This is a genomic window from Pseudomonas sp. B26(2017), from assembly GCF_002113045.1.
In the GTDB taxonomy this organism is placed as follows: domain Bacteria; phylum Pseudomonadota; class Gammaproteobacteria; order Pseudomonadales; family Pseudomonadaceae; genus Aquipseudomonas.
The window spans coordinates 61,312-85,678 of sequence record NZ_NEJJ01000024.1; the positions used below are offsets into that span (position 1 = coordinate 61,312).

Annotated in this window: 19 protein-coding genes and 4 tRNA genes; 1 reads left to right on the plus strand and 22 read right to left on the minus strand. The window is 61.3% G+C overall.

Annotation, left to right across the window (positions count from 1 at the left end; genetic code table 11):
• Window positions 1-73 precede the first annotated feature (73 nt).
• Window positions 74-150, minus strand: a tRNA-Val gene (locus CAF79_RS27845).
• 184 nt (window positions 151-334) lie between these two features.
• Here CAF79_RS27845 and CAF79_RS27850 point away from each other — a divergent pair.
• Window positions 335-1,618, plus strand: coding sequence for an FAD-binding oxidoreductase (locus CAF79_RS27850; protein ID WP_085701253.1), 1,284 nt, complete (start codon window positions 335-337; stop codon window positions 1,616-1,618).
• A 51-nt stretch (window positions 1,619-1,669) separates the two neighbouring features.
• On the opposite strand, the gene CAF79_RS27855 is transcribed toward CAF79_RS27850, so the two are convergent.
• From CAF79_RS27855 to CAF79_RS27955, 21 genes are all read right to left on the minus strand, one after another.
• Entirely contained in the window at window positions 1,670-2,641 is a 972-nt protein-coding gene (locus CAF79_RS27855; protein WP_085701254.1) for an XdhC family protein, read from the minus strand.
• Between the two features lie 2 nt (window positions 2,642-2,643).
• A complete protein-coding gene (locus tag CAF79_RS27860; RefSeq protein ID WP_085701255.1) occupies window positions 2,644-3,879 on the minus strand; it encodes a cytochrome c in 1,236 nt (411 codons plus the stop codon).
• Window positions 3,880-3,881: 2 nt separating this feature from the next.
• Window positions 3,882-4,421, minus strand: a complete 540-nt coding sequence (locus tag CAF79_RS27865; RefSeq protein WP_007956473.1) for a (2Fe-2S)-binding protein — start codon at window positions 4,419-4,421, stop codon at window positions 3,882-3,884.
• Window positions 4,414-7,245, minus strand: coding sequence for a xanthine dehydrogenase family protein molybdopterin-binding subunit (locus CAF79_RS27870; protein ID WP_085701256.1), 2,832 nt, complete (start codon window positions 7,243-7,245; stop codon window positions 4,414-4,416). Before CAF79_RS27870 ends, CAF79_RS27865 begins: the two co-directional genes overlap by 8 nt.
• 421 nt (window positions 7,246-7,666) lie before the next feature.
• Window positions 7,667-7,743 (minus strand) — tRNA-Asp (locus CAF79_RS27875).
• A 93-nt stretch (window positions 7,744-7,836) separates the two neighbouring features.
• Window positions 7,837-7,913, minus strand: a tRNA-Asp gene (locus tag CAF79_RS27880).
• 55 nt (window positions 7,914-7,968) lie between these two features.
• Window positions 7,969-8,044, minus strand: a tRNA-Val gene (locus CAF79_RS27885).
• Between the two features lie 90 nt (window positions 8,045-8,134).
• On the minus strand, window positions 8,135-8,911 hold the full coding sequence (locus CAF79_RS27890) for an SDR family oxidoreductase (RefSeq protein ID WP_085701257.1): 777 nt from the start codon (window positions 8,909-8,911) through the stop codon (window positions 8,135-8,137).
• Window positions 8,908-10,119, minus strand: a complete 1,212-nt coding sequence (locus CAF79_RS27895) for an O-succinylhomoserine sulfhydrylase (protein ID WP_085701258.1) — start codon at window positions 10,117-10,119, stop codon at window positions 8,908-8,910. Before CAF79_RS27895 ends, CAF79_RS27890 begins: the two co-directional genes overlap by 4 nt.
• An 81-nt stretch (window positions 10,120-10,200) precedes the next feature.
• Window positions 10,201-11,706, minus strand: coding sequence for an amidophosphoribosyltransferase (gene purF, locus CAF79_RS27900; RefSeq protein ID WP_007956466.1), 1,506 nt, complete (start codon window positions 11,704-11,706; stop codon window positions 10,201-10,203).
• Window positions 11,707-11,747: 41 nt separating this feature from the next.
• Complete coding sequence (locus tag CAF79_RS27905) at window positions 11,748-12,308, minus strand: CvpA family protein (RefSeq protein ID WP_085701259.1); 561 nt, start codon at window positions 12,306-12,308, stop codon at window positions 11,748-11,750.
• 98 nt (window positions 12,309-12,406) lie between these two features.
• Window positions 12,407-13,075 carry an SPOR domain-containing protein gene (locus tag CAF79_RS27910; RefSeq protein WP_085701260.1) on the minus strand — a complete coding sequence of 223 codons (669 nt, stop codon included), beginning with the start codon at window positions 13,073-13,075 and terminating at the stop codon, window positions 12,407-12,409.
• The gene (gene folC, locus CAF79_RS27915; protein ID WP_085701261.1) at window positions 13,059-14,366 is read right to left on the minus strand and encodes a bifunctional tetrahydrofolate synthase/dihydrofolate synthase; all 1,308 of its coding nucleotides are present in this window, start codon (window positions 14,364-14,366) and stop codon (window positions 13,059-13,061) included. The genes CAF79_RS27910 and folC overlap by 17 nt, the downstream gene beginning before the upstream one ends.
• The gene (gene accD / locus CAF79_RS27920; RefSeq protein WP_085701262.1) at window positions 14,363-15,283 is read right to left on the minus strand and encodes an acetyl-CoA carboxylase, carboxyltransferase subunit beta; all 921 of its coding nucleotides are present in this window, start codon (window positions 15,281-15,283) and stop codon (window positions 14,363-14,365) included. The genes folC and accD overlap by 4 nt, the downstream gene beginning before the upstream one ends.
• Window positions 15,284-15,475: 192 nt before the next feature.
• Window positions 15,476-16,090, minus strand: a complete 615-nt coding sequence (locus tag CAF79_RS27925; RefSeq protein WP_085701263.1) for a phosphoribosylanthranilate isomerase — start codon at window positions 16,088-16,090, stop codon at window positions 15,476-15,478.
• 64 nt (window positions 16,091-16,154) lie between these two features.
• Window positions 16,155-16,979: a tRNA pseudouridine(38-40) synthase TruA gene (gene truA, locus CAF79_RS27930; protein ID WP_085701264.1), complete on the minus strand. Its 825-nt coding sequence runs from the start codon at window positions 16,977-16,979 to the stop codon at window positions 16,155-16,157.
• A 150-nt stretch (window positions 16,980-17,129) separates the two neighbouring features.
• On the minus strand, window positions 17,130-19,790 hold the full coding sequence (locus CAF79_RS27935) for a FimV/HubP family polar landmark protein (RefSeq protein WP_085701265.1): 2,661 nt from the start codon (window positions 19,788-19,790) through the stop codon (window positions 17,130-17,132).
• 209 nt (window positions 19,791-19,999) lie between these two features.
• Window positions 20,000-21,010: an aspartate-semialdehyde dehydrogenase gene (locus tag CAF79_RS27940; protein ID WP_085701266.1), complete on the minus strand. Its 1,011-nt coding sequence runs from the start codon at window positions 21,008-21,010 to the stop codon at window positions 20,000-20,002.
• Window positions 21,011-21,203: 193 nt separating this feature from the next.
• On the minus strand, window positions 21,204-22,316 hold the full coding sequence (asd, locus tag CAF79_RS27945) for an aspartate-semialdehyde dehydrogenase (RefSeq protein ID WP_011333354.1): 1,113 nt from the start codon (window positions 22,314-22,316) through the stop codon (window positions 21,204-21,206).
• Window positions 22,317-22,382: 66 nt separating this feature from the next.
• A complete protein-coding gene (gene leuB / locus CAF79_RS27950; protein WP_085701267.1) occupies window positions 22,383-23,465 on the minus strand; it encodes a 3-isopropylmalate dehydrogenase in 1,083 nt (360 codons plus the stop codon).
• Window positions 23,466-23,534: 69 nt separating this feature from the next.
• Window positions 23,535-24,299: a class I SAM-dependent methyltransferase gene (locus CAF79_RS27955; RefSeq protein ID WP_085701268.1), complete on the minus strand. Its 765-nt coding sequence runs from the start codon at window positions 24,297-24,299 to the stop codon at window positions 23,535-23,537.
• Window positions 24,300-24,367 lie beyond the last annotated feature (68 nt).

The window sequence follows — 24,367 nt, forward strand, 5'->3', positions numbered from 1 at the left end:
GAAATCCGAGCAACAAAAAAGGGCCCACCTTTCGGTGAGCCCTTTCAGACCGCCCAGCAGAGCGGATTTTGTTTGGTAGGCGCGATTGGACTCGAACCAACGACCCCCACCATGTCAAGGTGGTGCTCTAACCAACTGAGCTACGTGCCTGCTGTGAGGCGGCATTCTACGGAATTCCGGAGGGGTGTCAACACCTTTTTTTCACCTAACCCTATGAATATGCAAAATATTTAATTTCGACCCGCCACAAGAAGATTTCCCGGTGGCTGGCGGAGGTTTTTCAACTGGGGTAGGATCGCCTCACTCGTAAAATATATTAAACAGAGGCTGCAGGATGGCGAACACCCCTTACCCAGAGTCTTATTACGCTGCGTCGGCCAACGCCGTACCACCACGCCCTGCCCTGCAGGATGACGTGGAGACGGATGTCTGTGTGATCGGTGCTGGTTATACGGGACTGTCCTCGGCTCTGTTCCTGCTTGAGAACGGTTTTCGCGTGACCGTGCTGGAGGCCGCCAAGGTTGGCTTCGGTGCTTCGGGGCGCAATGGCGGGCAAATCGTCAACAGCTACAGCCGTGACATCGACGTGATCGAACGTAGCGTCGGCCCAAAACAGGCACAACTGCTCGGGCAGATGGCGTTCGAGGGCGGCCGGATCATTCGTGAGCGCATCAGCAAGTACAACATTCAGTGCGACTTGAAGGACGGTGGCGTATTCGCCGCCCTCACCGCCAGGCAAATGGGCCACCTGGAATCGCAGAAGCGCTTGTGGGAACGCTTCGGCCACACCCAACTGGAACTGCTCGATCAACGCCGCATCCGCGAAGTGGTGGCTTGCGATCAATACGTTGGCGGCATGCTCGACATGAGCGGCGGCCACATCCACCCGCTTAACCTTGCTTTGGGCGAAGCCGCTGCCGTGGAATCCCTGGGCGGTGCCATCTATGAACAGTCGCCGGCCGTGCGCATCGAACGTGGCGCCAATCCGATCGTGTACACGCCGCAGGGCAAAGTCAGGGCCAAATTCATCATCGTCGCCGGCAACGCCTACCTCGGCAATCTGGTGCCGGAGCTGGCGGCCAAATCGATGCCGTGCGGTACTCAGGTGATCACCACCGAGCCATTGGGCGATGATCTGGCGAAATCGCTCCTGCCACAGGACTACTGCGTCGAAGACTGCAATTACCTGCTCGACTACTACCGCCTGACCGGCGACAAACGCCTGATCTTCGGCGGTGGCGTGGTGTATGGCGCGCGGGATCCGGCGAACATCGAGGCGATCATCCGCCCAAAAATGCTCAAGGCCTTCCCGCAGCTCAAGGACGTGAAAATCGACTACGCCTGGACCGGCAATTTCCTGCTGACCCTGTCGCGCCTGCCGCAGGTCGGACGCCTGGGCGACAATATCTATTACTCCCAGGGTTGCAGCGGCCACGGCGTGACGTACACGCATCTGGCCGGCAAGGTATTGGCCGAGGCACTGCGCGGACAAGCCGAGCGCTTCGATGCATTTGCCGATCTGCCGCACTACCCGTTCCCCGGCGGGCAACTGCTGCGCACACCATTTGCCGCACTGGGCGCGTGGTACTACGGACTGCGCGACAAGCTCGGTTTCTGATGAGCAAAAAAAGGGCCGCTGAACAGCGGCCCTTTTAACATCCGGCATCAATCACAACTGATCCCGCGCGATCCCGTTGCGAATCCGCAGGATATCCGCCAGCACCGCCAAAGCGATTTCAGACGGGGTCTTGCTGCCCAGATTAAGGCCGATCGGCGCATGAATCCGCGCCAGCTCGCCCTCCCCCAGACTACCGATCCGGCGCAAGCGCTCGAAGCGCTTCTGTGACGTCTGCAACGAACCCATCACGCCGATGTAGAAAGCCTCGGTGCGTACGGCCTCCATCATCGCCAGATCGTCGATGCGCGGATCGTGGGTCAACGCCACCACCGCCGTATCACGGTGGCACCCGCCATCGGCGATGAACACCGACGGCAGTTGCCGGCGAATCTCCACACCGCTGAGCGATACGCCTTCCAGTACTTCATCACGCGGGTCGCAGAGAATCACTTCGAAGCCGAGACCGACCGCGAATTCCGCACAGGCCTGCGCCACGCTGGAATACCCCGCCAGGAGCAAACGCTGAGCGGCACCGATGCGAATCCGCACCCGGTCGATTTCACGCTCGATCCGTGCACCTTGCTCGCGATCGGCAAACAGGCTACGCGCGCCCGTGGCCAGATCGACCTCGCGAATCAATCGACGCTGCCCCAGCAATGCCGATTCGAGTTCACGCAGGTGCGCCTGCACATCGCAGTCGGCGTCAAATTTCTCTACCAGCACGTCGAGAATGCCACCGCACGGCAGGCTGACCCGCGAGCGCGGATCGTCACCTTCGCCATAACGCACGACGTTGATCGCATCGAGAAACGCACCTTCGGCGACGCGCTCGAGAAAGTCTTCCTCGACGCAACCACCGGACAGCGACCCGATCCACTGCCCGCCGTCGTTCACCGCCAGCAGCGAACCCGGCGCGCGCGGCGCCGAACCGTAGGTCGTCAGGACGGTGCAAAACCAGATGCGCTGCCCCGCCGTCGACCACTCCAGCGCCCGACGCACGACCTGCAGATCGAGATGCTGCATGATCAGTGCGCCTTGTGTTCGATGGACGGGGCGTCAGCCTGAAGCTTCTGCACATCGCCGACCGCCAACTCGGCCGATTGACCACCCCAACCCTGGCGCAGATAGTTCAGCAGATCGGTCAGCTGTTCGGCACTGAGCTTGTCGGCAAAACCCGGCATTGGCTGCATGTGTTCGAACCCGGCGAATTTCTGTTCGCCGATACCATCCTCGATCACTCGCAACAGGTTGCGTGGGTCTTCCAGGCGCAGCGTAGTGTTGCCGCGCATGGCCACCGCGATGTGCGGCTTGCCCTCGCCCCCGGCCGCGTGACAGCCGGCGCAGACGTTCAAGTATTCCTGTCGGCCGCGTTGAGCGCTGGCACTGAGTTTTTCCAGGGGCACTTCGGTCAGTTCTTTTGCCGCTGGCGGCTTGTCGCCGAGCAGGAAGGTTGCCATCGCTGCCAGATCCGGATCATTCAGGCCCTGAGTGCTGTTGTGGAACACCGGGAACATCTCGTTGAACATCGTGCCCTGGGCGCTCATGCCGTGCTTGAGGAACGTGCTCAGATCTTGATGATTCCAGCCGCGCGCCGCCAGATCAGTGGCCAGCAGGCTCGGTGCCAGATAGCCATTGAGGATGCCGCCGTTCAGGCGCTTGTCCAACTGCATCGCGCCCGGGAGGCCGCGTGGCGTGTGGCATTCGCCGCAGTGGCCGAGCACTTCGACCATGTACTGGCCGCGTTTCCAGGCGTCGCTTTTGCCTTCGGCCGGCTCCAGCTTCAAGGCTTTGCCGTACATCATGTTCCAGCCGATCAAGCCCGGACGGACGTTGAACGGAAAGCTCAGACTCGTCACCGGCGCTGTACGCTCAATCGGCTCGATGGTTTTCAGATACGCATGAATCGCATCCGAATCGGCACGCGGCATCAAGTGATACGAGGTATACGGCATCGCCGGGTACAGATTGGCGCCGTCACGACGCTTGCCTTCGGTGAGCGCGGCGAAGAACTCTTCATCGGTGTAAAGACCGATACCGTGCTCCTTGCTTGGAGTGATATTGGTGCCATAGATCGTGCCGAACGGCGATACGATCGGCAGGCCGCCGGCAAACGGCGCGCCGCCTGGTGCTGTATGACAAGCCATGCAGTCGGCAGCGCGGGCGAGGTATTCGCCGCGCTTGACCTGATCATCCGCGTGCACCGCCAACACAGGCACGGCCAGCCCGACCGCCAGGGTCAGGCGGGTCAGTAATTGCTTCATGCTTAACCCTCCTTGACCAGGCCGAGATCGGTCAGCACATTGCGGGTGGCGTTGTAGTAACGCACGTACCCGGTGCAACGGCAGACGTGATGGCCGAGGCTGTCCTCGATGACTTGTTCCAGTTTGCTTTTGACGATCGGCTGGCGTTGCAGCTTTTCCACCAGCACGGTTGCGGCGTTGACGAAGCCCGGGGCGCAGTAGCTGCACTGGAAGGCGAATTCGTCGACGAAACGCTGCTGGATCGGGTTCAGCTCGGTGACCTGACCTTGCTCGTCACGCTTGGCGTGGCCTTCGATGGTGCGGACTTTCTTGCCCTCGAAGTAATGCGCGCCGGTGATGCAGGTGCGCACTTCTTCGCTGGTGCCGTCCGGGTTGTCGACGATCACCACGCAGGCGTGACAGATGCCTTGCCCGCAACCCAGGCGCGAACCGGTGAGGTTCTTGTATTCGTGCAGGTAATCGATCATCGGCAGGTCATCAGGGATGTCCACCGGGCCGACGGATTGACCGTTGAGGGTCAGTTGAAGCGGACGGTTAGCCATTGAGGGCCTCCTTGATACGCGCAGCAGTGATTGGCAGATCGCGAACACGTTTACCGATGGCGTGGGCCACGGCGTTACCGATGGCACCGACCACCGGGATCATCACCACTTCGGCGATGCCTTTTGACGGGTCGCTTGGGGACAGCGGCGGCAGGATTTCCGACGTCTGCTTCCACACCGCCACATGGCGCGCCATCGGCAGGCGATAACGGTTGAAGTTCCAGTCACCCTCCCCCGGCCCGCCTTCGTACAGCGGCATCTCTTCCATCAAGGCGTGACCGATGCCCATGGCGATCCCGCCTTCGAGCTGGCCACGCACCAGTTCTTCGACCAGTACTCGACCGCATTCCAGCCACGAGTGATGGTTGAGCACTTCGACTTCTGCCGAACCTTTGTTGACCTTCAGCTCGACCAGCGTTGCGACCGGGCTGTAGTAGGTCACGGCGGCGTTGTTCAGTTGAACCACCGGATAGGCGATGTTCTGCCGATCCAGCAGGTGGAAACCGGCACTGGTCATCTGTGCCTTTTTCGCTTTTGGCGCACCATCACCGTATTTCACCGCCAGACCGTCGAGCGGCAGACGTTCGCGCACGCCGTCGATGCTGTATTCAGCTTCTGCCCAGCTCCAGCGGTTGAAACCGTGAACCGTGGCGCCAGTGACCAGACCGCGCTCGTGAGCACGCTTGGCCAGCTCTTCGAAGGTCAGCGGCTGCATGCCGTTGGCAGTGAGTTTGCCGTCAACCCAATGCGCATCTTCGCGGCGCACCACGTAGGGGTTGGCCTGGCCGCCGTATGGACCCTGACGCCAGATCTCCAGCGCCGCCGGCCACAGGCCGTGGTTGAACAGCACGCGCGCCGCTTCACGAGTAGCGTGGCTGAAGTAGTAGGCGGAGTTGGTCGCGGACGAGGCCGAGGCCAGCTTGCCGACCCAACGCGGATTGCGCAGGAAGTTGTCCTGCTCGGCCTGGCTCATGATGTAAGGGTTGCCGGCGGTCACCAGCTGCAGTTCATCCCACTCGGTTTCACCGGTCTTCACATCGTGAGCCGCGCTGCCGAGGAAGTCAGCCACCACCAACGCTTGCGAGGTGGACATGCCGGTACCGATCTCGATACCGATGTGCCGCAGGGAAATGCGCCCGTCGGCGGTGAACTCGATGCTGGCCATCGGCGCTTCGGAACCGGTGCCGAAGTCTTTCTGGCAAATGGCGAAACCTACGCCATACCAGTTGTCCGGGTCTGCCGCTTCACGCTGTTTCTTGATCGCGTCGCGGTTTTTCCAGACTTCGTGCAGCGAAGCCTTGTCGAGAATTTCGTGCAGGCGCAACGCACCGGCCGGGATCGCGCCCTGGGTGTTTTTCATTCCCGAACGCAGTGCGTTCTTGCGGCGCAGATCGATGGCATCGACACCAAGGCGATCGGCGATCTCGTCGACCATCATTTCGGTGGAGGCCATGCTCTGCAGCGTGCCGTAACCACGCATCGATCCCGCTTCAACGGCGCGGGAATGGTAAGCAGTGACCTGCAGGTCGTTCTGCGGCATGTAGTAGATAGACTGCGCCGCCGTGGCGCCAACGGCCGCTACCGACGGGCTGTAGTTGATCCGGCCGCCACCGTCGACGCTCATCTCGGCACGGAAAATCTTGAAGCTGTGATCGGTCTTGTCCACTGCCAACTGGTAGCGAATGTCGAACGGGTGACGCTTGATGCCGCTCTGGAACTGCTCGTAGCGGTCGTTGGCCAGGCGAATCGGCACACCTGCGCCGTACAACGCTGCCAGAGCCGCGTAGTAGACGAAAATGTTGTGGTCCTTGGAGCCGTAACCGACGGTGTAACCCGGGTGCATGTTCAGGTTCGCCAGGCCGAAACGCGACGGCCCGATCATCTTCGCGGTCTCGGTGGCGGTTTCCAGCGGACATTGGGTGGCGACGACGAAATGCAGGGTCTTGGTCGCCGGGTCGTACCAGCCGTTACCGTTGTCCGGTTCCATTGCGGCCGGTTCGATCGACGGGGTTTTGTAGCGCTCGTCGAACACCAGCCAGTTGTCCGGCGGGGTGTCGATCTCTTTCTTCATGCGGTCGGCGTAGAACAGGCCGCGCTCGGTCAGGTTGCCGTGCAGGTTCGGCTGGGAATTCCACACCGGACGACGGTTTTTCAGCATCGGGAACAGGATCGAATCCTTGAGGCTGGCGAACTCATCCTCGTCCGCCGACGTCGGGCCACCGACGCGCACGTAGCGGAAACTGCCATAGGGATCGCCTTCGTAGAACGGTACTTGGGCACCGTAACGAATTGCCTTGTCATTGAATTTGAGTTTGTTCTTGGCCTGGCGGAAACGCTCGAAGTCGTTCCAGATCAGGATCGCGACCGGGTGACCGATGAACATCGGTACCTTGCCTTCCGGCAGTAGAGGATCCGGCGCGTGCTCTTCAGGGAACACGATGCCGTCCTTGTCCAGATCGGCGGCGGTAACGATACGATCAGGCTGCAGATCGGCGCCGAGCCACGACAGGTCGTATCCGTCGTAGATGCGGTCGGCCTGGATGGTTTTCAGCAACATGGCGTGGCCTTGCTGCTGGGGCCAGCCCGGCATGTCCTTGGAACGGATGTCGCGGGCAAATACCTTGCTGCCGCAGACCTTGGACAAGGCATCGTTACGCTGGCGTGCCTTGCCATTGTTGCCGAGCCACTGCTCGGACGGCACGGTCACGCTGTTTTCCATCAAGGCACCGAGCGCCTGACTGCTGAGCGGTGTGAGTGTAACGCTCACACCCGCCACCAGCCCGCCCTGAAGGAACGAGCGCCGGGATATTTCACGGTTGGACATGGATCATCCTCTGGACGGTTATGGATCCGCCCTTCTGGTTATCTACTGGGAATCTCGAGTCTTGCAGAAGCCCTTTTTGGCTAAACAAAGGGCGTGATGACAGTGCAAAGCTGACCGAAAGGTTAACTTTAAAGGTTTCTGGGCTCGCAGCAAACAACCAGTTACAAAAATTTGACCAAAGAATCAAAAATCAATGCGGCATTGCAGCGCAGCGGCCCGTGGCCGCAGGCCAGATTGCGCGGCAGCATCGAACGAGCCACGGCTCGCGCTCATCGCCGGCTAAAGAGGAGAAGTTTGGGAAAGGTCAAATTTCAGACACAAAAAACCCCGGTCTTTCGACCAGGGTCTTTGCTATCGATTCCGAATCAACCAGAGGTTGCTTTCGGTGTCTCAAGGCGTTCAGTAGTCCTTGAAACAGATATGGCGCAGCGGACGGGACTCGAACCCGCGACCCCCGGCGTGACAGGCCGGTATTCTAACCGACTGAACTACCGCTGCGTATCGCTTTGAGCTTGAACTCAAGTAACTCGTTTGACTGAAAGCTTCGGTGCTTTTCAATCGCGAACCAGACAGTGCCTGATTCGTTAAATATGGCGCAGCGGACGGGACTCGAACCCGCGACCCCCGGCGTGACAGGCCGGTATTCTAACCGACTGAACTACCGCTGCGCGTCGGTGCAGGCACTTTCAGCCTACGTTCTTGCTTACGCAAGTATCTCGGGAGTGGTGGGTGATGACGGGATCGAACCGCCGACATTCTGCTTGTAAGGCAGACGCTCTCCCAGCTGAGCTAATCACCCGTTTGCATCTCCGAGGCCGCGAAATTTACGCAGGTAGCGAACCTAAGTCAATAGCAGGATTGAAGTTTTTCTAAAAAAGACGAAATTGCTTCATTCCGTATAAATCATCTTCTTGGTCATGCCGCCATCGACCACGAATTCCTGCCCGGTCACAAACCCTGCATTCTTCGACAGCAACCACGCCACCATCGCCGCAACGTCCTCGACCGTACCTACCCTGCCCGCAGGATGCTGGGCATGATCGGTATCGCTCAGCGGCTCCGCGCGTCGGGCAGAAGGGTCCCGCGCATCGATCCAGCCCGGGCTGACCGCATTGACGCGAATCTCCGGCCCCAGACTGACCGCCAGCGCGTGCGTCAGTGCCAGCAATCCGCCCTTGCTCGCGGCATACGCCTCCGAATCCGGCTCCGACTGCGCCGCACGGGTCGAGGCCAGATTGACGATCGCACCGTTGTGCGCACGCAGATACGGCGCGCAGTGCTTGGCCAGCAACATCGGCCCACCGAGGTTCACTGCCAGCACCCGATTCCAGTAAGCCAGATCGAGGCTTTCCAGCGTGATGTTGTGCGGATCGGCCACGGCAGCATTGCACACCAGCGCGTCCAGGCGGCCAAACTGCCCGAGCACTTCCGCGACTCCGAGCGCCACCTGACTTTCGTCCGCGACGTCCATGGCGATGAACCAGGCGTTTTCGCCCAGCACCTTTGCCACTTTCGAACCCCGCGCACGATCCAGGTCCGTCAGCACCACCTGCCAGCCTTCGCTGATCAGCCACGCTGCGATTCCCAGACCTATCCCGCGCGCAGCACCCGTGACCAATGCAACGCGGCCATGGGTGCCAGTCTTCGGCGTAGGCAACTCGATCACAACGCCGCCAGGCCGCGCGACAGGTCGGCTTGCAGGTCAGCCACGTCTTCCAGACCGACCGCAATGCGGATAAGACTGTCACGAATCCCGGCAGCTTCACGTTCCTGCGGCGCCAGACGGCCGTGGGACGTCGTGCTCGGGTGAGTGATGGTGGTCTTGCTGTCACCGAGATTGGCGGTGATCGAAATCAAACGGGTCGCATCGATGAAACGCCAAGCGCCCTCTTTGCCACCCTTCACCTCAAAACTGACAACTGCGCCGAAGCCTTTTTGTTGACGCCGAGCCAACTCGTGTTGCGGATGGCTCTTGAGACCGGCGTAATGCACCTTCTCGATGCCGTCCTGCTGCTCCAGCCATTCAGCCAGTTGCTGGGCGTTGGCGCAGTGCGCCTTCATCCGCAGGTTCAGGGTTTCCAGACCCTTGAGGAAGATCCAGGCGTTGAACGGGCTCAGGGTCGGCCCGGCCGTCCTCAGGAAACCGACGACTTCTTTCATCTGCTCGCTGCGACCAGCAACCACGCCGCCCATGCAACGGCCCTGGCCATCGATGAACTTGGTGGCCGAGTGCACAACGATATCTGCGCCCAACTTCAGCGGCTGCTGCAAGGCAGGCGTGCAGAAGCAGTTGTCGACCACCAGCATCGCGCCCTTGGCGTGCGCGATTTCCGACAGCGCGGTGATATCCACCAGCTCAGCCAACGGATTGGACGGCGACTCGACGAACAGCAATTTGGTGTTGGACTTGATCGCTGCGTCCCAGGCCGACAGATCGGCCAACGGCACATAATCGACTTCCACGCCAAAACGCTTGAAGTACTTCTCGAACAGGCTGATGGTCGAGCCGAATACGCTGCGCGACACCAGCACATGATCGCCGGCACTGCACAGGCTCATCACCACCGCCATGATCGCGGCCATGCCGGTCGCCGTGGCCACCGCTTGCTCGGCGCTTTCCAGCGCCGCAATGCGCTCTTCGAACGCGCGGACGGTCGGGTTGGTGTAGCGCGAGTAAACGTTGCCCGGCACTTCCCCGGCAAACCGTGCGGCGGCGTCAGCGGCGGTACGGAACACGTAGCTGGAAGTGAAGAACATCGGATCACCGTGCTCGCCTTCCGGCGTACGGTGCTGACCGGCACGTACGGCCAGGGTATCGAACGCTACGCCTTCGAGGTCGCTGTCCAGCCGACCGGCATCCCATTCCTGACTCATGCTGTCACTCCTTGCCCTTTTCTCGATAAATAAAAAGTCTTTTGCCAGATACAAAACCGGCCCCTAAGGGCCGGTTGAAACTCAGTTGTTGTACAGATCAATGATCGCACTGACCGCCTGGGTCTTGACCTTCGAGGCATCGTTGCGTGCCTGTTCGATCTTGTTCAGGTAAGCCTCGTCGACGTCGCCGGTGACGTACTTGCCGTCGAACACTGCACAATCGAAGTTTTCGATCTTGATCTTGCCGCCACCAACCGCTTCGATCAAGTCAGGCAGATCCTGATAGATCAGCCAGTCGGCGCCGATCAGATCAGCCACATCCTGGGTCGAACGATTGTGCGCGATCAACTCGTGAGCGCTCGGCATGTCGATGCCGTAAACGTTCGGGAAGCGAACGGCCGGAGCCGCCGAGCAGAAGTAGACGTTTTTCGCGCCGGCTTCACGGGCCATCTGGATGATCTGCTTGCAGGTGGTGCCGCGAACGATCGAGTCGTCCACCAGCATCACGTTCTTGCCGCGGAATTCCAGCTCGATGGCGTTGAGCTTCTGACGTACCGACTTCTTGCGCGCAGCCTGGCCGGGCATGATGAAGGTACGACCGATGTAACGGTTCTTGACGAAGCCTTCGCGGAATTTCACGCCCAGATGGTTGGCCAGCTCCAGCGCGGCAGTGCGGCTGGTGTCCGGAATAGGGATGACCACGTCGATGTCGTGCTCCGGGCGCTCGCGCAGGATCTTCTCGGCCAGCTTTTCACCCATGCGCAGACGGGCCTTGTAGACCGACACGCCGTCGATGATCGAATCCGGACGCGCCAGGTAGACGTGTTCGAAGATGCACGGGGTCAGGGACGGGTTGGTCGCGCATTGACGGGTGTGCAGCTTGCCGTCTTCAGTGATGTACACCGCTTCGCCCGGCGCCAGGTCGCGAATCAGGGTGAAGCCGAGCACGTCCAGCGAAACGCTTTCGGAGGCGATCATGTACTCGACGCCTTCGTCGGTGTGACGCTGGCCGAACACGATCGGACGGATGCCGTGCGGATCACGGAAGCCGACGATGCCGTAACCGGTCACCATTGCCACGACGGCGTAACCACCGACGCAACGGTTGTGCACGTCGGTCACCGCGGCAAACACGTCTTCTTCGGTCGGTTGCAGCTTGCCGCGCTGGGCCAGCTCATGGGCGAACACGTTGAGCAACACTTCCGAGTCGGAACTGGTGTTGACGTGACGCAGATCGGATTCGTAGATCTCTTTGGCCAACTGTTCAACGTTGGTCAGGTTACCGTTGTGCGCCAGGGTGATGCCGTACGGCGAGTTGACGTAGAACGGCTGAGCCTCGGCCGACGTCGAGCTGCCGGCAGTCGGGTAACGGACGTGGCCGATACCCATGTGGCCGACCAGGCGCTGCATGTGACGCTGCTGAAACACGTCACGCACCAGGCCATTGTCCTTGCGCAAGAACAACCGGCCATCATGGCTGGTCACGATACCGGCAGCGTCCTGGCCGCGGTGCTGGAGCACGGTTAGCGCGTCATACAGCGCCTGATTGACGTTCGACTTACCGACGATACCGACGATGCCACACATGCGACGCAACCCCTACTTAATGGATCTGAACTGAACAACACTCACTGAGGCGTTTTGGCCGACGGCAAGAGTTGTTCCTTGAACGGAATATCAGCGGGTACGCTGATTCCGCTGGCAAGCCACTGACTGCTCCACCCAAGAATCAGGTTTTTGGACCAGTCTGCGACCAATAGAAACTTTGGCACGAGCTGTGATTCTTTCCACCACCCGTCCTGCTGTACCGGCCCCAGGCTCAATAGCCCGACCGCCACGACCACCAGCAACACGCCACGCGCAGCGCCGAAGGCCATGCCGAGGAATCGATCGGTCCCGGACAACCCGGTGACGCGAACCAACTCGCCGATAAGATAATTGATCATTGCGCCCACGATCAGTGTGGCGACAAACATGATGGCACAGCCCGTGATCACACGAGCCGACGGTGTTTCGATGTATCCGGCGAGGTACTCGGACAGTGAGCCACCGAACATCCAGGCAACAACTCCTGCGATGATCCAGGTCACCAGCGACAATGCTTCTTTGACGAAGCCGCGGCTCAAACTGATCAAAGCGGAGATGGCGATGATTGCAACGATCGCCCAGTCAACCCAGGTAAATGGCACAGTGCAGCCTACAGACGGATAAGGCGGCGCATTTTAGCAGAGCGCAGGGCTGTCGGTAAGCTGCGAATGTCAGTGCATTTCAATCGGGGCGATAGATTTCAGCCACGCTCAGGCTGGAAGCGCACCACAAACCCCTTCAGGTTCTGCTGGCGGCTCAAAAGATCACGCAGACGATCGGCTTCGGCGCGCTCGATCAGCGGACCGACGAACACCCGGTTCTTGCCATCGGCGGAACGGATGTAAGCGTTATAGCCCTGGCTGCGCAGGGTTTTCTGCAGGCTTTCGGCGCTGGCGCGACTCGACAGACTGGCCAGTTGCACCGACCAGCTCACCGACAGGCCATTGGCGTCGACGCGGCTTTGAGTGGTATCAGGCTTGGTGGAAAGCGCGGCGATCGGCTGAGCAGGTGCTGTAGCAGGTTTTACCACCGGAGCGGGAGCCGGAGCCGGCGCAACCGGTTTGGCTACCGGCGCCGGAGCCGGGGCTGGTGCAGCGGAAGCAATCGGCGCTGCTGGCGCCGATTGCTCGGCGACTTCGTCATCGCTTGGTACTGGCTCTTGCGGCAGAACCTGCGGCTCGGGCACGGCCACGGTTTCCATCTGGATTTGCGCCACGGCAGGCGCTTGCGGCGCTGCCGGTGCCTCGACGGTTACCTGACGCTGTTCATCCTGACGGGAAAACAGCATCGGCAGGAAAATCACCGCCAGCGCCACCAGCACCAGGGCACCGACCATGCGCTGCTTGTACGCTTTATCCAGCAAAGCCATTTGCCGCTTCCTCCGTGGAGCGCCGAGACAGCCATTCGAGGGCCTCGGCGACACAATAAAATGATCCGAACAGCAAGATCTCGTCGTCGCTGGTGGCCACTGCACACTGCCCTTCCAAAGCGGCCGCCACGCTGTCATAAGACGTGACCGACGCGCCAAGGTTCTGCAGTGCAGCATTCAATTCGGCCACCGGACGCGCACGCGGCGAATCCAACGGCGCCACCGCCCAATGCTGGACGCTGGCATTCAATTCACCGATGACACCGTCCAGATCCTTGTCCGCCAACAGGCCGAACACCGCCAGACGCTTGCCGACCGGCGGACGCGCAGCCAGACGCCGCGCCAGATATTCCGCCGCATGCGGGTTATGGCCAACGTCCAGCAGCAGATTCAGACGCTTGCCATTCCATTCGAACGAACGACGATCAAGACGACCGACCACGCGAGTCGCCTGCAACGCCGCAACAATCTGCCCGGCATTCCATGGCAAACCGAGCAGCAGATAAGCCTGCAACGCCAGCGCGGCGTTCTCCATCGGCAGATCGAGCAAAGGCAAATCGTGCAGCTCGACGAGCTGACCCTCAGCATCGGTGCCGCGCCATTGCCAGAACTGATCCGTGATACCCAGATCGAAATCACGCCCGCGCAGGAAGAACGGGCAAGCCAGCTCGCGCGCCTTGTCCAGCAGGGGTTGTGGAGGATTCAGATCGCCGCACAGCGCGGGTTTGCCCTGACGGAAAATACCTGCCTTCTCGAAAGCCACGGATTCGCGGGTATTGCCCAGGTAATCGGCATGATCGACGCCAATGCTGGTGACCAGCGCGATATCGGCATCGACCACGTTGACCGTGTCCAGGCGCCCGCCCAGCCCGACTTCCAGCACCACCGCGTCGAGCCCGGCCTGTTGAAACAGCCAGAACGCCGCCAGGGTGCCCATTTCGAAGTAAGTCAGGGAAGTGTCGCCGCGCCCCGCCTCGACCGCTGCGAAGGCTTCGCACAACTGCGCATCAGTGGCTTCGACGCCATTGAGCTGCACCCGCTCGTTGTAACGCAACAGGTGCGGAGAATTGTAGACACCGACGTTGAGGCCCTGCGCCCGCAGCAATGAAGCCATGAAAGCGCAGGTCGAACCCTTGCCGTTGGTGCCAGTGACCGTAATCACCCGTGGCGCCGGCTGGCCCAGTCCCATGCGGGACGCTACCTGTTGCGAACGCTCCAGCCCCATGTCGATGGCCGATGGATGCAACTGTTCGAGGTAGGCGAGCCACTCGCCAAGGGTGCGCTCGGTCATACGTTGGCAGGCACCGGCGGAACGACGATCGGCTCAACAGGTGCAGCGACAAATGTCGGCGTGGGCTGACCAGTCAGCTGCGCCAACAGGTTGCCCAGACGCGGACGCAGCTCGCGACGGTCGATGATCAGGTCGATTGCACCGTGTTCCAGCAGGAATTCGCTGCGCTGGAAGCCTTCCGGCAGTTTTTCACGCACGGTCTGCTCGATTACGCGCGGACCGGCAAAGCCGATCAGGGCTTTTGGCTCGCCGACAATCACGTCACCCAGCATCGCCAGACTGGCGGAAACGCCGCCGTAGACCGGGTCGGTCAGCACGGAGATGAACGGAATGCCTTCTTCACGCAGACGCGCCAGCACAGCCGACGTCTTGGCCATCTGCATCAACGAGATCAGGGCTTCCTGCATCCGCGCACCACCGGAGGCGGAGAAGCAGACCATCGGGCAACGGTTTTCCAGCGCGTAGTTGGCGGCGCGCACAAAGCGCTCACCGACGATGGCGCCCATGGAGCCGCCCATGAAGCTGAATTCGAACGCCGAAACCACGACAGGCATGCCCAGCAGGGTGCCGCTCATGGAAACCAGCGCGTCTTTCTCGCCGGTCTGCTTCTGCGCAGCAGTCAGGCGATCCTTGTACTTCTTGCCGTCACGAAATTTCAGACGGTCAACCGGCTCCAGGTCGGCACCCAGCTCAACACGACCTTCTGCATCCAGGAAGATGTCGATGCGCGCGCGTGCCCCGATGCGCATGTGGTGGTTGCATTTAGGGCAAACGTCCAGGGTCTTTTCCAGCTCCGGACGATACAGCACGGCCTCGCAGGACGGGCATTTGTGCCACAGACCTTCAGGCACCGAGCTCTTCTTGACCTCGGAACGCATGATCGAAGGGATCAGCTTGTCTACCAACCAGTTGCTCATGCTTTCTTTCTCCAGTACCGGCGGCCCGAACGCTCTGGTTCGCGGCCCCGCGTATGCCCTTCAGCTAAATTCATGTGTGGCGATGATCGTCCGGGCTGCCGGGTCAGCGGAACTGACCTGCGCACACCCCGAAAAGACCCTCAGCCTCTTTTCTACAGAGCTGTGGACGGCGGCAGTCTGCCAGCCGTCACATCAGCGTACGGCGTTGATGAATGCACGAATCTTTGCGTGATCCTTGATGCCCTTGCTCGCCTCTACCCCGCCGCTGACATCCACCGCATACGGCCGCACCCGGGCGACCGCATCGGCGACGTTCTCCGGCGTCAGGCCGCCGGCCAGAATCAACGGCTTGCTCAAGCCTTGCGGAATCAATGACCAGTCAAACGCTTCGCCGGTTCCGCCGGGCACGCCTTCGACATAAGTGTCGAGCAGCACGCCGCTGGCACTCGGGTAGGCATCGCAGGCGGCGGCAATGTCATCGCCCGCCTTGACCCGCAAGGCCTTGATGTACGGCCGGTGCCAGCCTTCACACTCGGCAGCGGTTTCGTCGCCGTGGAACTGCAGCAGATCCAGCGGCACGGCATCGAGGATTTCCCCAAGCTCGCAGCGGCTGGCATTGACGAACAGCCCGACCGTGGTCACGAACGGCGGCAAGGCGGCGATGATCGCCCGCGCCTGCTGCACGGTCACCGCCCGGGGACTTTTGGCGTAGAACACAAAACCGATGGCATCGGCCCCGGCCTCGACGGCTGCCAACGCATCTTCCATGCGGGTAATCCCGCAAATCTTGCTGCGAACGGCTGACATGTCGATAAAAACCCCAAGGCAAATCCGAGAAAGTCCCGGATGGTAACAAATGCGTTCGAGGGCGTCAGCCGTCAAGTTCCGAGAAACCCGTAAGGAAATGTGGCCCGATGAAACGCTCGGGCAACGGGAACTCGTCGTGGTATTCGACCTGCACCAGATACAGACCGAACGGGTGCGCCGTGACGCCGCCGGAACGCCGCTCGCGACTCTCCAGCACTTCTTTCATCCACTCCACCGGCCGCTCGCCCGCACCGATGGTCATCAGCACGCCAGCGATGTTGCGAACCATGTGGTGCAGGAACGCGTTGGCGCGGATATCCAGAACGATCATTTTGCCGTGGCGGGTCACGCGCAAGTGATGCATCTTCTTGATCGGCGACTTGGCCTGGCACTGGCCAGCACGGAAGGCACTGAAATCATGGGTACCGATCAGGTACTGCGCGGCTTCGGCCATGCGCTCGACGTCCAGCGGACGGTGATTCCAGGTGATTTCTTCGTTGAGATGCGCCGGGCGGATCTGATCGTTGTAGATCACGTAGCGATAGCGTCGGGCAATCGCCTTGAATCGCGCATGGAAATGCGCCGGCATGACCTTCGCCCAACTGACGCTGATGTCGTGGGGCAGATTGATGTTGGCGCCCATGACCCAGGCCTTCAGCGAGCGGTCGACCCGGGTATCGAAATGCACCACTTGCCCGCAGGCATGCACACCGGCGTCAGTGCGCCCGGCGCATTGCAGCGAGATCGGCGAATCGGCGACCTTCGACAGGGCGTTTTCCAGGGTTTCCTGCACGGTGAGCACACCGGTGGACTGGCGCTGCCAGCCGCTGTAGCGCGAGCCCTTGTATTCAACGCCCAGCGCGACGCGGAAAAAGCCTTCGGGGGCCATTTCGGCGGCCGGGTTATCTATGTTTGCCAAGTCGGTACAGCCTGCTGATCTACAAAGGCGGGCATTATAAGGCGGCGGGACGGGGAAACCAGACCCAAACAAAAACGGCAGCCTCATGGGCTGCCGTTTTGTTTAGTGCTGAATGCCGACTCAGGCCAGATGCGAGAGCATTTCGCTCGCTTCGCTCTTCTGCTTGTCGTTACCCTCGCTGATGACTTCATTGAGGATATCCCGCGCACCGTCGTTGTCGCCCATGTCGATGTAGGCCTGAGCCAGATCGAGTTTGGTAGCGGCTTCGTCGGTGCCGGACAGGAAGTCGAAGTCATCCTCACCCAGATCATCGCCCAACGCGGCATCAGCTTCGGTGAAGCTTGGCTCGTTGATGCTACTCGACAGGCGATCCAGCTCGGCGTTGACGTCGTCCAGTTCGGCGGCGAACGCATCCGGCTCGGCAGGCGCCGCGTCCATTTCGTCAGCCAGAGACAGGTCGAAATCGGCTGGCAGTTCCAGATCGTCCTGCGGCACGTCGGCCACGGCCGGGGTGTCGACCAGCGGCAGATCCTTCACGCCTTCGTCCAGATCCAGCAGGAAATCATCGTCCGCCAGCTCGACCGGCGTAGGCGCAGGATCGGCACCGAGGTCCAGATCCAGGTCGAAGTCCGACAGGTCGTCGAGGTTTTCCTTGATGTCGGTCTGCTGTTGCAGAACCGACTCGAAGCTCAAATCGTCGTCAGTCGGGAATGCGTCCAGCTCGACCGGCGCGTCAGGCTCGACAGCAGCCACAGGTTCTACCGGCGTGATGTTGTCGAGATCGTCGAGGCTCAGGTCGAAAGCGCTGTCCAGTTCGTTATCTGCCGCAGCAGGCGCTTCAGGCTCATCGAGCAACAGCTCCTTGACGTATTCCGCGTCCAGCTCGGCAGCAATGGCCGCTGCTGCCAGGCCGCTGGCCGCGACGACCGCCATGGCCGGGAAGCGGCTTTTCAGCTCTTCGACCTTGGCGAAGTTGTCGCCATTGGCAACCAGTTGGCGCTCCTGACCGACGAAGGCATCGCGATCACCCTGGCGACCGTAAACTTCCATCAGTTTCAGACGCAGATCGCTGCGCTGCGGCTCCAGGCTCACGCCCTCCTCCAGCAACGCGGCGGCCTGGTTCAGACGACCGCCGTCGATGTGCGACTGCGCCTTGTCCAGCACGTCGTCGGAACGCTCGGCAGCCGGCGCCACCAACGGCGCGGCGATCGGCTCGGCCATTACCACCGGAGCAACCACGGCAGCGGCAGCAGGTGCCGGAGCCGGAGCCGGAGCCGGAGCCGGAGCCGGAGCCGGGGTCAGCTTGACGCTGGCGGCTGGTACTTCCAGACCTTCGAAGCTGCTTTCCGGCAGGTCGAGGTCCTGGGAGAAGGATTGCTCCTCCAGAGCACGGGCCATACGCAAGTGCTTTTCGGCTTCCTGTTGCGCCTTGCGGCGACGCGCCAGCAGCAACAGCAGGAGCAGCAGAACCACTGCACCACCACCAACCAGACCCAGCAGGATCGGATTGGTCAGCAGTTCATTGAAGTTCTTCTCGTCATCGGCGGCGGGCGTGGTTTCAACCACAGGCTCGACAACCGGCTCGACCGGGGCCGGAGCAGCAGCCTCAGGCACAGGCGCGGCCGGAGCAGCCTCTGCCGGAGTTCCCGGCGGCGTGGCAGCCAGTTCCGCGGTGATCGCCGGCACCACTGGCGCAGTGGCAGCGCCGGCTGGGGCAGCGCCCGAGCCTTCGGCCTGCATTTTCGCCAGTTGATTGTTCTTCAGCTCGATCAGGCGCTGCAGCTTGTCCAGCTGACTTTGCAGATCGGCCATGCGGCTTTTCAGTTCTTCGTTGTCGCGACGGGTGGTGTCGAGACTTTCCTGGGTCACCGCCAGTTTGTTGCTCAGGGCCTTGGCATCGCCGGCCGGCCCCTTGCCACGCGCCTTGGCGCTTTCGGCGGATACCAGGCTCAGGTTGTCCTTGGTGTTTTGCGCAGCACCGGTATTGGCGCGACCACGATTGGTCGCATCGAGCTGCTGCTGACCGGTGCCCGGTCTGGCCGCATAACGACGGCCCTGACGCCAGGCTTCGTTCTGCGCGGCCACTTCGGCAATGGCCTTGGATTGCGGTAGCGCAGTGCTTTGCACCTGATCCGGCAGACGCAGCACCTGGCCGGTTTTCAGGCGGTTGATGTTGCCGTCGATGAACGCGTCCGGATTCAGGGCCTGGATCGCCAGCATGGTCTGCTGCACCGAACCGCCGGTGCGCGCCTTGGCGGCGATGTCCCACAGGGTGTCGCGCGGCGTGGTGGTGTGGGTCGAATGCGTGGCACCGGTGGTCGGTGCGGTGATGGTTTGCGCTGGCGCCGGTTGAGCGGCAGCATCAGCGGTCTGCGGCGAGAACTTCGACGGATCCAGCAGGACGCTGTAGTCACGCAGCAGACGGCCGTTTGGCCACATCACCTGCACGAGGAATTTCACCATAGGTTCCGACAGCGGCTTGCTCGAGGTTACGCGCAGCACGCTTTTGCCGCTGGCGTTGAGCACCGGGGTGAAGGTCAGATCATTGAGGAAGGCCTGGCGATCGACGCCGGCCTTGGCGAAATCTTCCGGCGAGGCCAGGCTCGGCACCACTTCGGCAGCAGTGAGATCCTTGACATCGAGCAGCTCGATTTCCGCCACCAGCGGCTGGTTCAGGGTCGACTTCAGGGTCAGCTCCCCGAGCCCGAGGGCATGCGCCATACCGGAGGACAGCGCCGAGGCGGCCGCTATTGCTAACACCAGTTTGCGAACTTGAACCATAGCCTCTTCCTTTGTTTGAACGTTCCTCGGCGAGCGAGAAGATGTTGATTGTCGCTGCCGTAAGGCATTGCGCGCGACGACGACAGCATGCCGCGCGCGATCATTTCTTTGATGCCCCGGAAAGTCCCGGAGGGTGACACGTCATCGAGTGCTCGGGGCAAGCATAGCGCTCGCCTAGAATCAGTCGACAAATTGTTGCCAAGTATCTTTTACAGCAGGTCTTTTATCAACAACTCGGCGACCTGCACGGCGTTGAGGGCCGCACCCTTGCGTACGTTATCTGACGTCAGCCACAGATTAAGTTCCGACGGCTCGTCGACACCGGCGCGCACCCGCCCGACATAGACCACGTCCTGCCCGACCGCATCACCGACAGCAGTCGGATAATCGCCGGCCTCGACCAGCTCGATACCCTCGGCATCTTCAAGCGCAGCATTGACCTTTTCCAGGTCGACCGCGCTCGCTGACTGCAAGGTCACGCTAAAGCTATCGCCAAAAAACACCGGGGCTTGAATGCAAGTCGCGGAAATCTTTAAAGAAGGCTGCGCCAGCACCTGACGCAGTTCGCGCACCAGGCGCTTTTCCAGCAGCGTATGGCCTTGCGCATCCGGCGTACCGACCTGGGCCAGTACGTTGAATGCCACCTGCCGATCAAAGAATTTCGGCTCCAGCGGACGCAGATTCAACAGTTCAGCGGTCTGGCGCGCCAGCTCGGAGACTGCTTCGCGCCCCTGAGCGGAAATGGCCAGACTGGCGGTGACATGCACGTATTGCAGCTCGATCAGCTCGCGCAATGGCGCCAGCACCACGGCCAGCGCAGTGGCCGACGGGCTCGGGCTGCTGACCTGAAACGGCGCTTTCAGACCGGCCAACACCTCGACATTGGCTTCCGGCACCACTTGCGGGGCCTGGTCGGCCGGCAAGGCACCGGACAGATCGATCAGTGAACAACCCGCGGCATGAGCGCGAGCCGCGTAACTCAGGGTGACCGCAGGCCCCGCGGTAAAGAAAACCAGTTTGACCTTGGCGAAGTCGAACTCATCGACCTCACGCACCCGCACATTCTTGCCACGATACGACACTGAGCTGCCAGCCGATTCGCTGCTGGCCAACAGATGCAGTGTGCCAACCGGGAAGTCGCGCTCTTCGAGAATCTGCACAAGCGTTTCGCCGACAGTACCGGTGGCGCCGATCACGGCAATATCAAGGGTCTGGGTCATGTTGCTACCTCTGGCGAAACGGGGGAGCGGCACTTTACCGGGTGAGTCGCACACAGGCAATTCGCGCCCGCCGCGAAGAGCGGACGCGGAGCGTCCATGGCTGCATTTCCCACACAGAGCGTGGGAACGATCAACAGGTACAAAAAAACCCGCGCCTCTTGCAAGGCGCGGGTTCTTTCATTGCGTCAAGCGATCAACGCTCCAGCAGGATCCGCAGCATGCGGCGCAGCGGTTCGGCAGCGCCCCACAGCAGTTGGTCGCCGACGGTGAAGGCACCGACGAATTGCGAACCCATGTTCAGCTTGCGCAGACGACCGACCGGTACGTTCAGCGTGCCGGTGACTTTCGTCGGGCTCAGCTCCTGCATGCTGATTTCACGGTTGTTCGGTACCAGCTTGACCCAAGGGTTGTGCTGGCTGATCAACCCTTCGATGTCGGCGATCGGCACATCCTTGTTCAGCTTGATGGTCAGCGCCTGGCTGTGGCAACGCATGGCGCCGATGCGCACGCAGATGCCGTCGACCGGGATCGGACTCTTGAAGCGGCCGAGGATCTTGTTGGTTTCGGCCTGGGCCTTCCACTCTTCACGGCTCTGGCCATTCGGCAGTTCCTTGTCGATCCAAGGGATCAGGCTGCCGGCCAGCGGCACGCCGAAGTTTTCGGTCGGGTATGCGTCGCTGCGCATGGCTTCGGCCACACGACGGTCGATGTCGAGAATCGCGCTGGCCGGATCGGCCAGTTGATCGGCGACAGCGGCGTGGGTCGCCCCCATCTGCTTGATCAGTTCACGCATGTTCTGCGCGCCGGCACCCGAGGCCGCCTGATAGGTCATGGCGCTCATCCACTCGACCAGACCGGCCTCGAACAAGCCGCCCAGGCCCATCAGCATCAGGCTGACGGTGCAGTTGCCGCCGATGTAGTTCTTGGTGCCCGCGTCGAGCTGCTGGTCGATGACCTTGCGGTTGACCGGGTCGAGGATGATGACGGCGTCGTCGTTCATCCGCAGGCTCGAGGCCGCGTCGATCCAGTAACCCTGCCAGCCGGCTTCGCGCAGCTTGGGGAATACTTCGCTGGTGTAGTCGCCGCCCTGGCAGGTCAGGATCACGTCGAGGGTCTTCAGCTCTTCAATGCTGTAAGCGTCCTTGAGCGGAGCAATGTCCTTGCCCACGGACGGGCCTTGGCCACCGACATTGGAAGTGGTGAAAAACACCGGCTCGATAAGATCGAAATCCTGCTCTTCCAGCATCCGCTGCATGAGCACGGAACCGACCATGCCGCGCCAACCGATCAGACCTACACGTTTCATCGCAACTACACCTTCTTGAAAAGTGGGCCGCTGCTTTGTATTGAATTTCGCAGCGGGCCCGAGAGATTACAGATTCCGCAGCGCGGCGACTACTGCGTCACCCATTTCCTGCGTACCGACTTTAGTGCAACCGGTCGAAAAGATGTCGCCGGTGCGCAGGCCTTGATCCAGCACCACGCTGACCGCTTTCTCGATGGCATCCGCCGCTTCGTGCAGATTGAAGCTGTAACGCAGCATCATCGACACCGACAGGATGGTCGCCAGCGGGTTGGCGATGCCTTGGCCGGCGATGTCCGGTGCCGAACCGTGGCAAGGCTCGTACATGCCCTTGTTGTTGGCGTCCAGCGAGGCCGACGGCAGCATGCCGATGGAGCCGGTGAGCATCGACGCTTCGTCGGACAGAATGTCGCCGAACATGTTGTCGGTGACGATCACGTCGAACTGCTTCGGTGCCCGCACCAGTTGCATGGCGGCGTTGTCGACGTACATGTGACTCAGTTCGACTTCAGGGTAATCCTTGGCCACCTGCTCGACCACTTCACGCCACAACTGGCTGGACGCCAGCACGTTGGCCTTGTCCACCGAGCACAGCTTCTTGCCGCGGACCATGGCCATGTCGAAACCGACACGGGCGATGCGGCGGATTTCGCTTTCGCTGTACGGCAGCGTGTCGTAGGACTGGCGCTCGCCGTTTTCCAGGGTGCGAGTGCCGCGCGGCGCACCGAAATAGATGCCGCCGGTCAGCTCACGGACGATCAGGATGTCCAGGCCGGAAACGATTTCCGGCTTCAGGCTCGAAGCGTCAGCCAGTTGCGGGTAAAGGATCGCCGGACGCAGGTTGCCGAACAGGCCCAGTTGCGCACGGATTTTCAGCAGGCCGCGCTCAGGGCGGATGTCACGTTCGATGGTGTCCCATTTCGGGCCGCCCACGGCGCCCAGCAGCACGGCATCGGCAGCGCGAGCGCGATCGAGCGTTTCGTCGGCCAGCGGCACGCCATGCTTGTCGATGGCGGCGCCACCGATCACGTCATGGCTCAGCTCGAAACCCAGGCTGTACTTGTCGTTGGCCAGCTCCAGCACCTTGACCGCTTCGGCCATGATTTCCGGACCAATACCGTCGCCTGGGAGAATCAGAATCTGCTTGCTCATGCTTTCCTCGTGTCTTCAATCGGTGCGCCATCGACTGGCGCGCCCGGAAAAATGCTTGTCGTTCTAAGTTTATTTCTCGGCCCAGAGCACCAGTACATCTGTACTGAACGATCCATCGGCCTCAATCTCAAAATATTCGCGCACTTCGTTGCCCATCGATTGCTGCAACTGGCGGATCGCGGCGCGCATCACTTCTGGCGTGCGCATGCGCTCGACCCAGCTGCTGTACTCCAGACGCAGGCGCTGACGCGTGGTGCTGCGTGTGTGCAGACCGGCCTCGCTGACCTGGCGCAACCACTCACCGGCCGAATAATCGCGCACATGACTGGTGTCGCGCAGCACTTCGACGCTCTGCAGATAGGTGTCGAACAGCGGACTGCCCGGCGACAGCACATCAATGAATGCCGCCACGCCGCCCGGTTTCAGCACCCGGCGCACTTCGCGCAAGGCCACGCCGAGGTCGCTCCAGTGGTGCGCCGAATAGCGGCTGAACACGAAGTCGAATTCGCCATCGGCAAACGGCAGACGCTCGGCGGCGCCGTTGACCGTGGACACGTTGCTCAATCCGCGATCAACGGCAGCGGCGGCGACCACGTCGAGCATCTGCTGCGACAGGTCGTACGCGACCACTTCCTTCACCAACGGAGCAACGTGAAAACTCACGTGCCCGGCGCCGCAACCCAGATCCAGCACCCGCGCCTCGCCCTGCCCCGCCAGCTCAGCCTGCAGCAGCGCAAATTCAGTGCCTTGAGCGTGAACGGCGCTGCTCAGGTAGGCGGCGGCCTGCTCACCGAATTGCTTTTGTACAACCTGACTGTGGGCGGTGCTGGTCATGGTCACATCCTGATTCCTATGTTGTTTGAACTGCCCTTTTCGCGAGCAAGCTCGCTCCCACAGGGGAA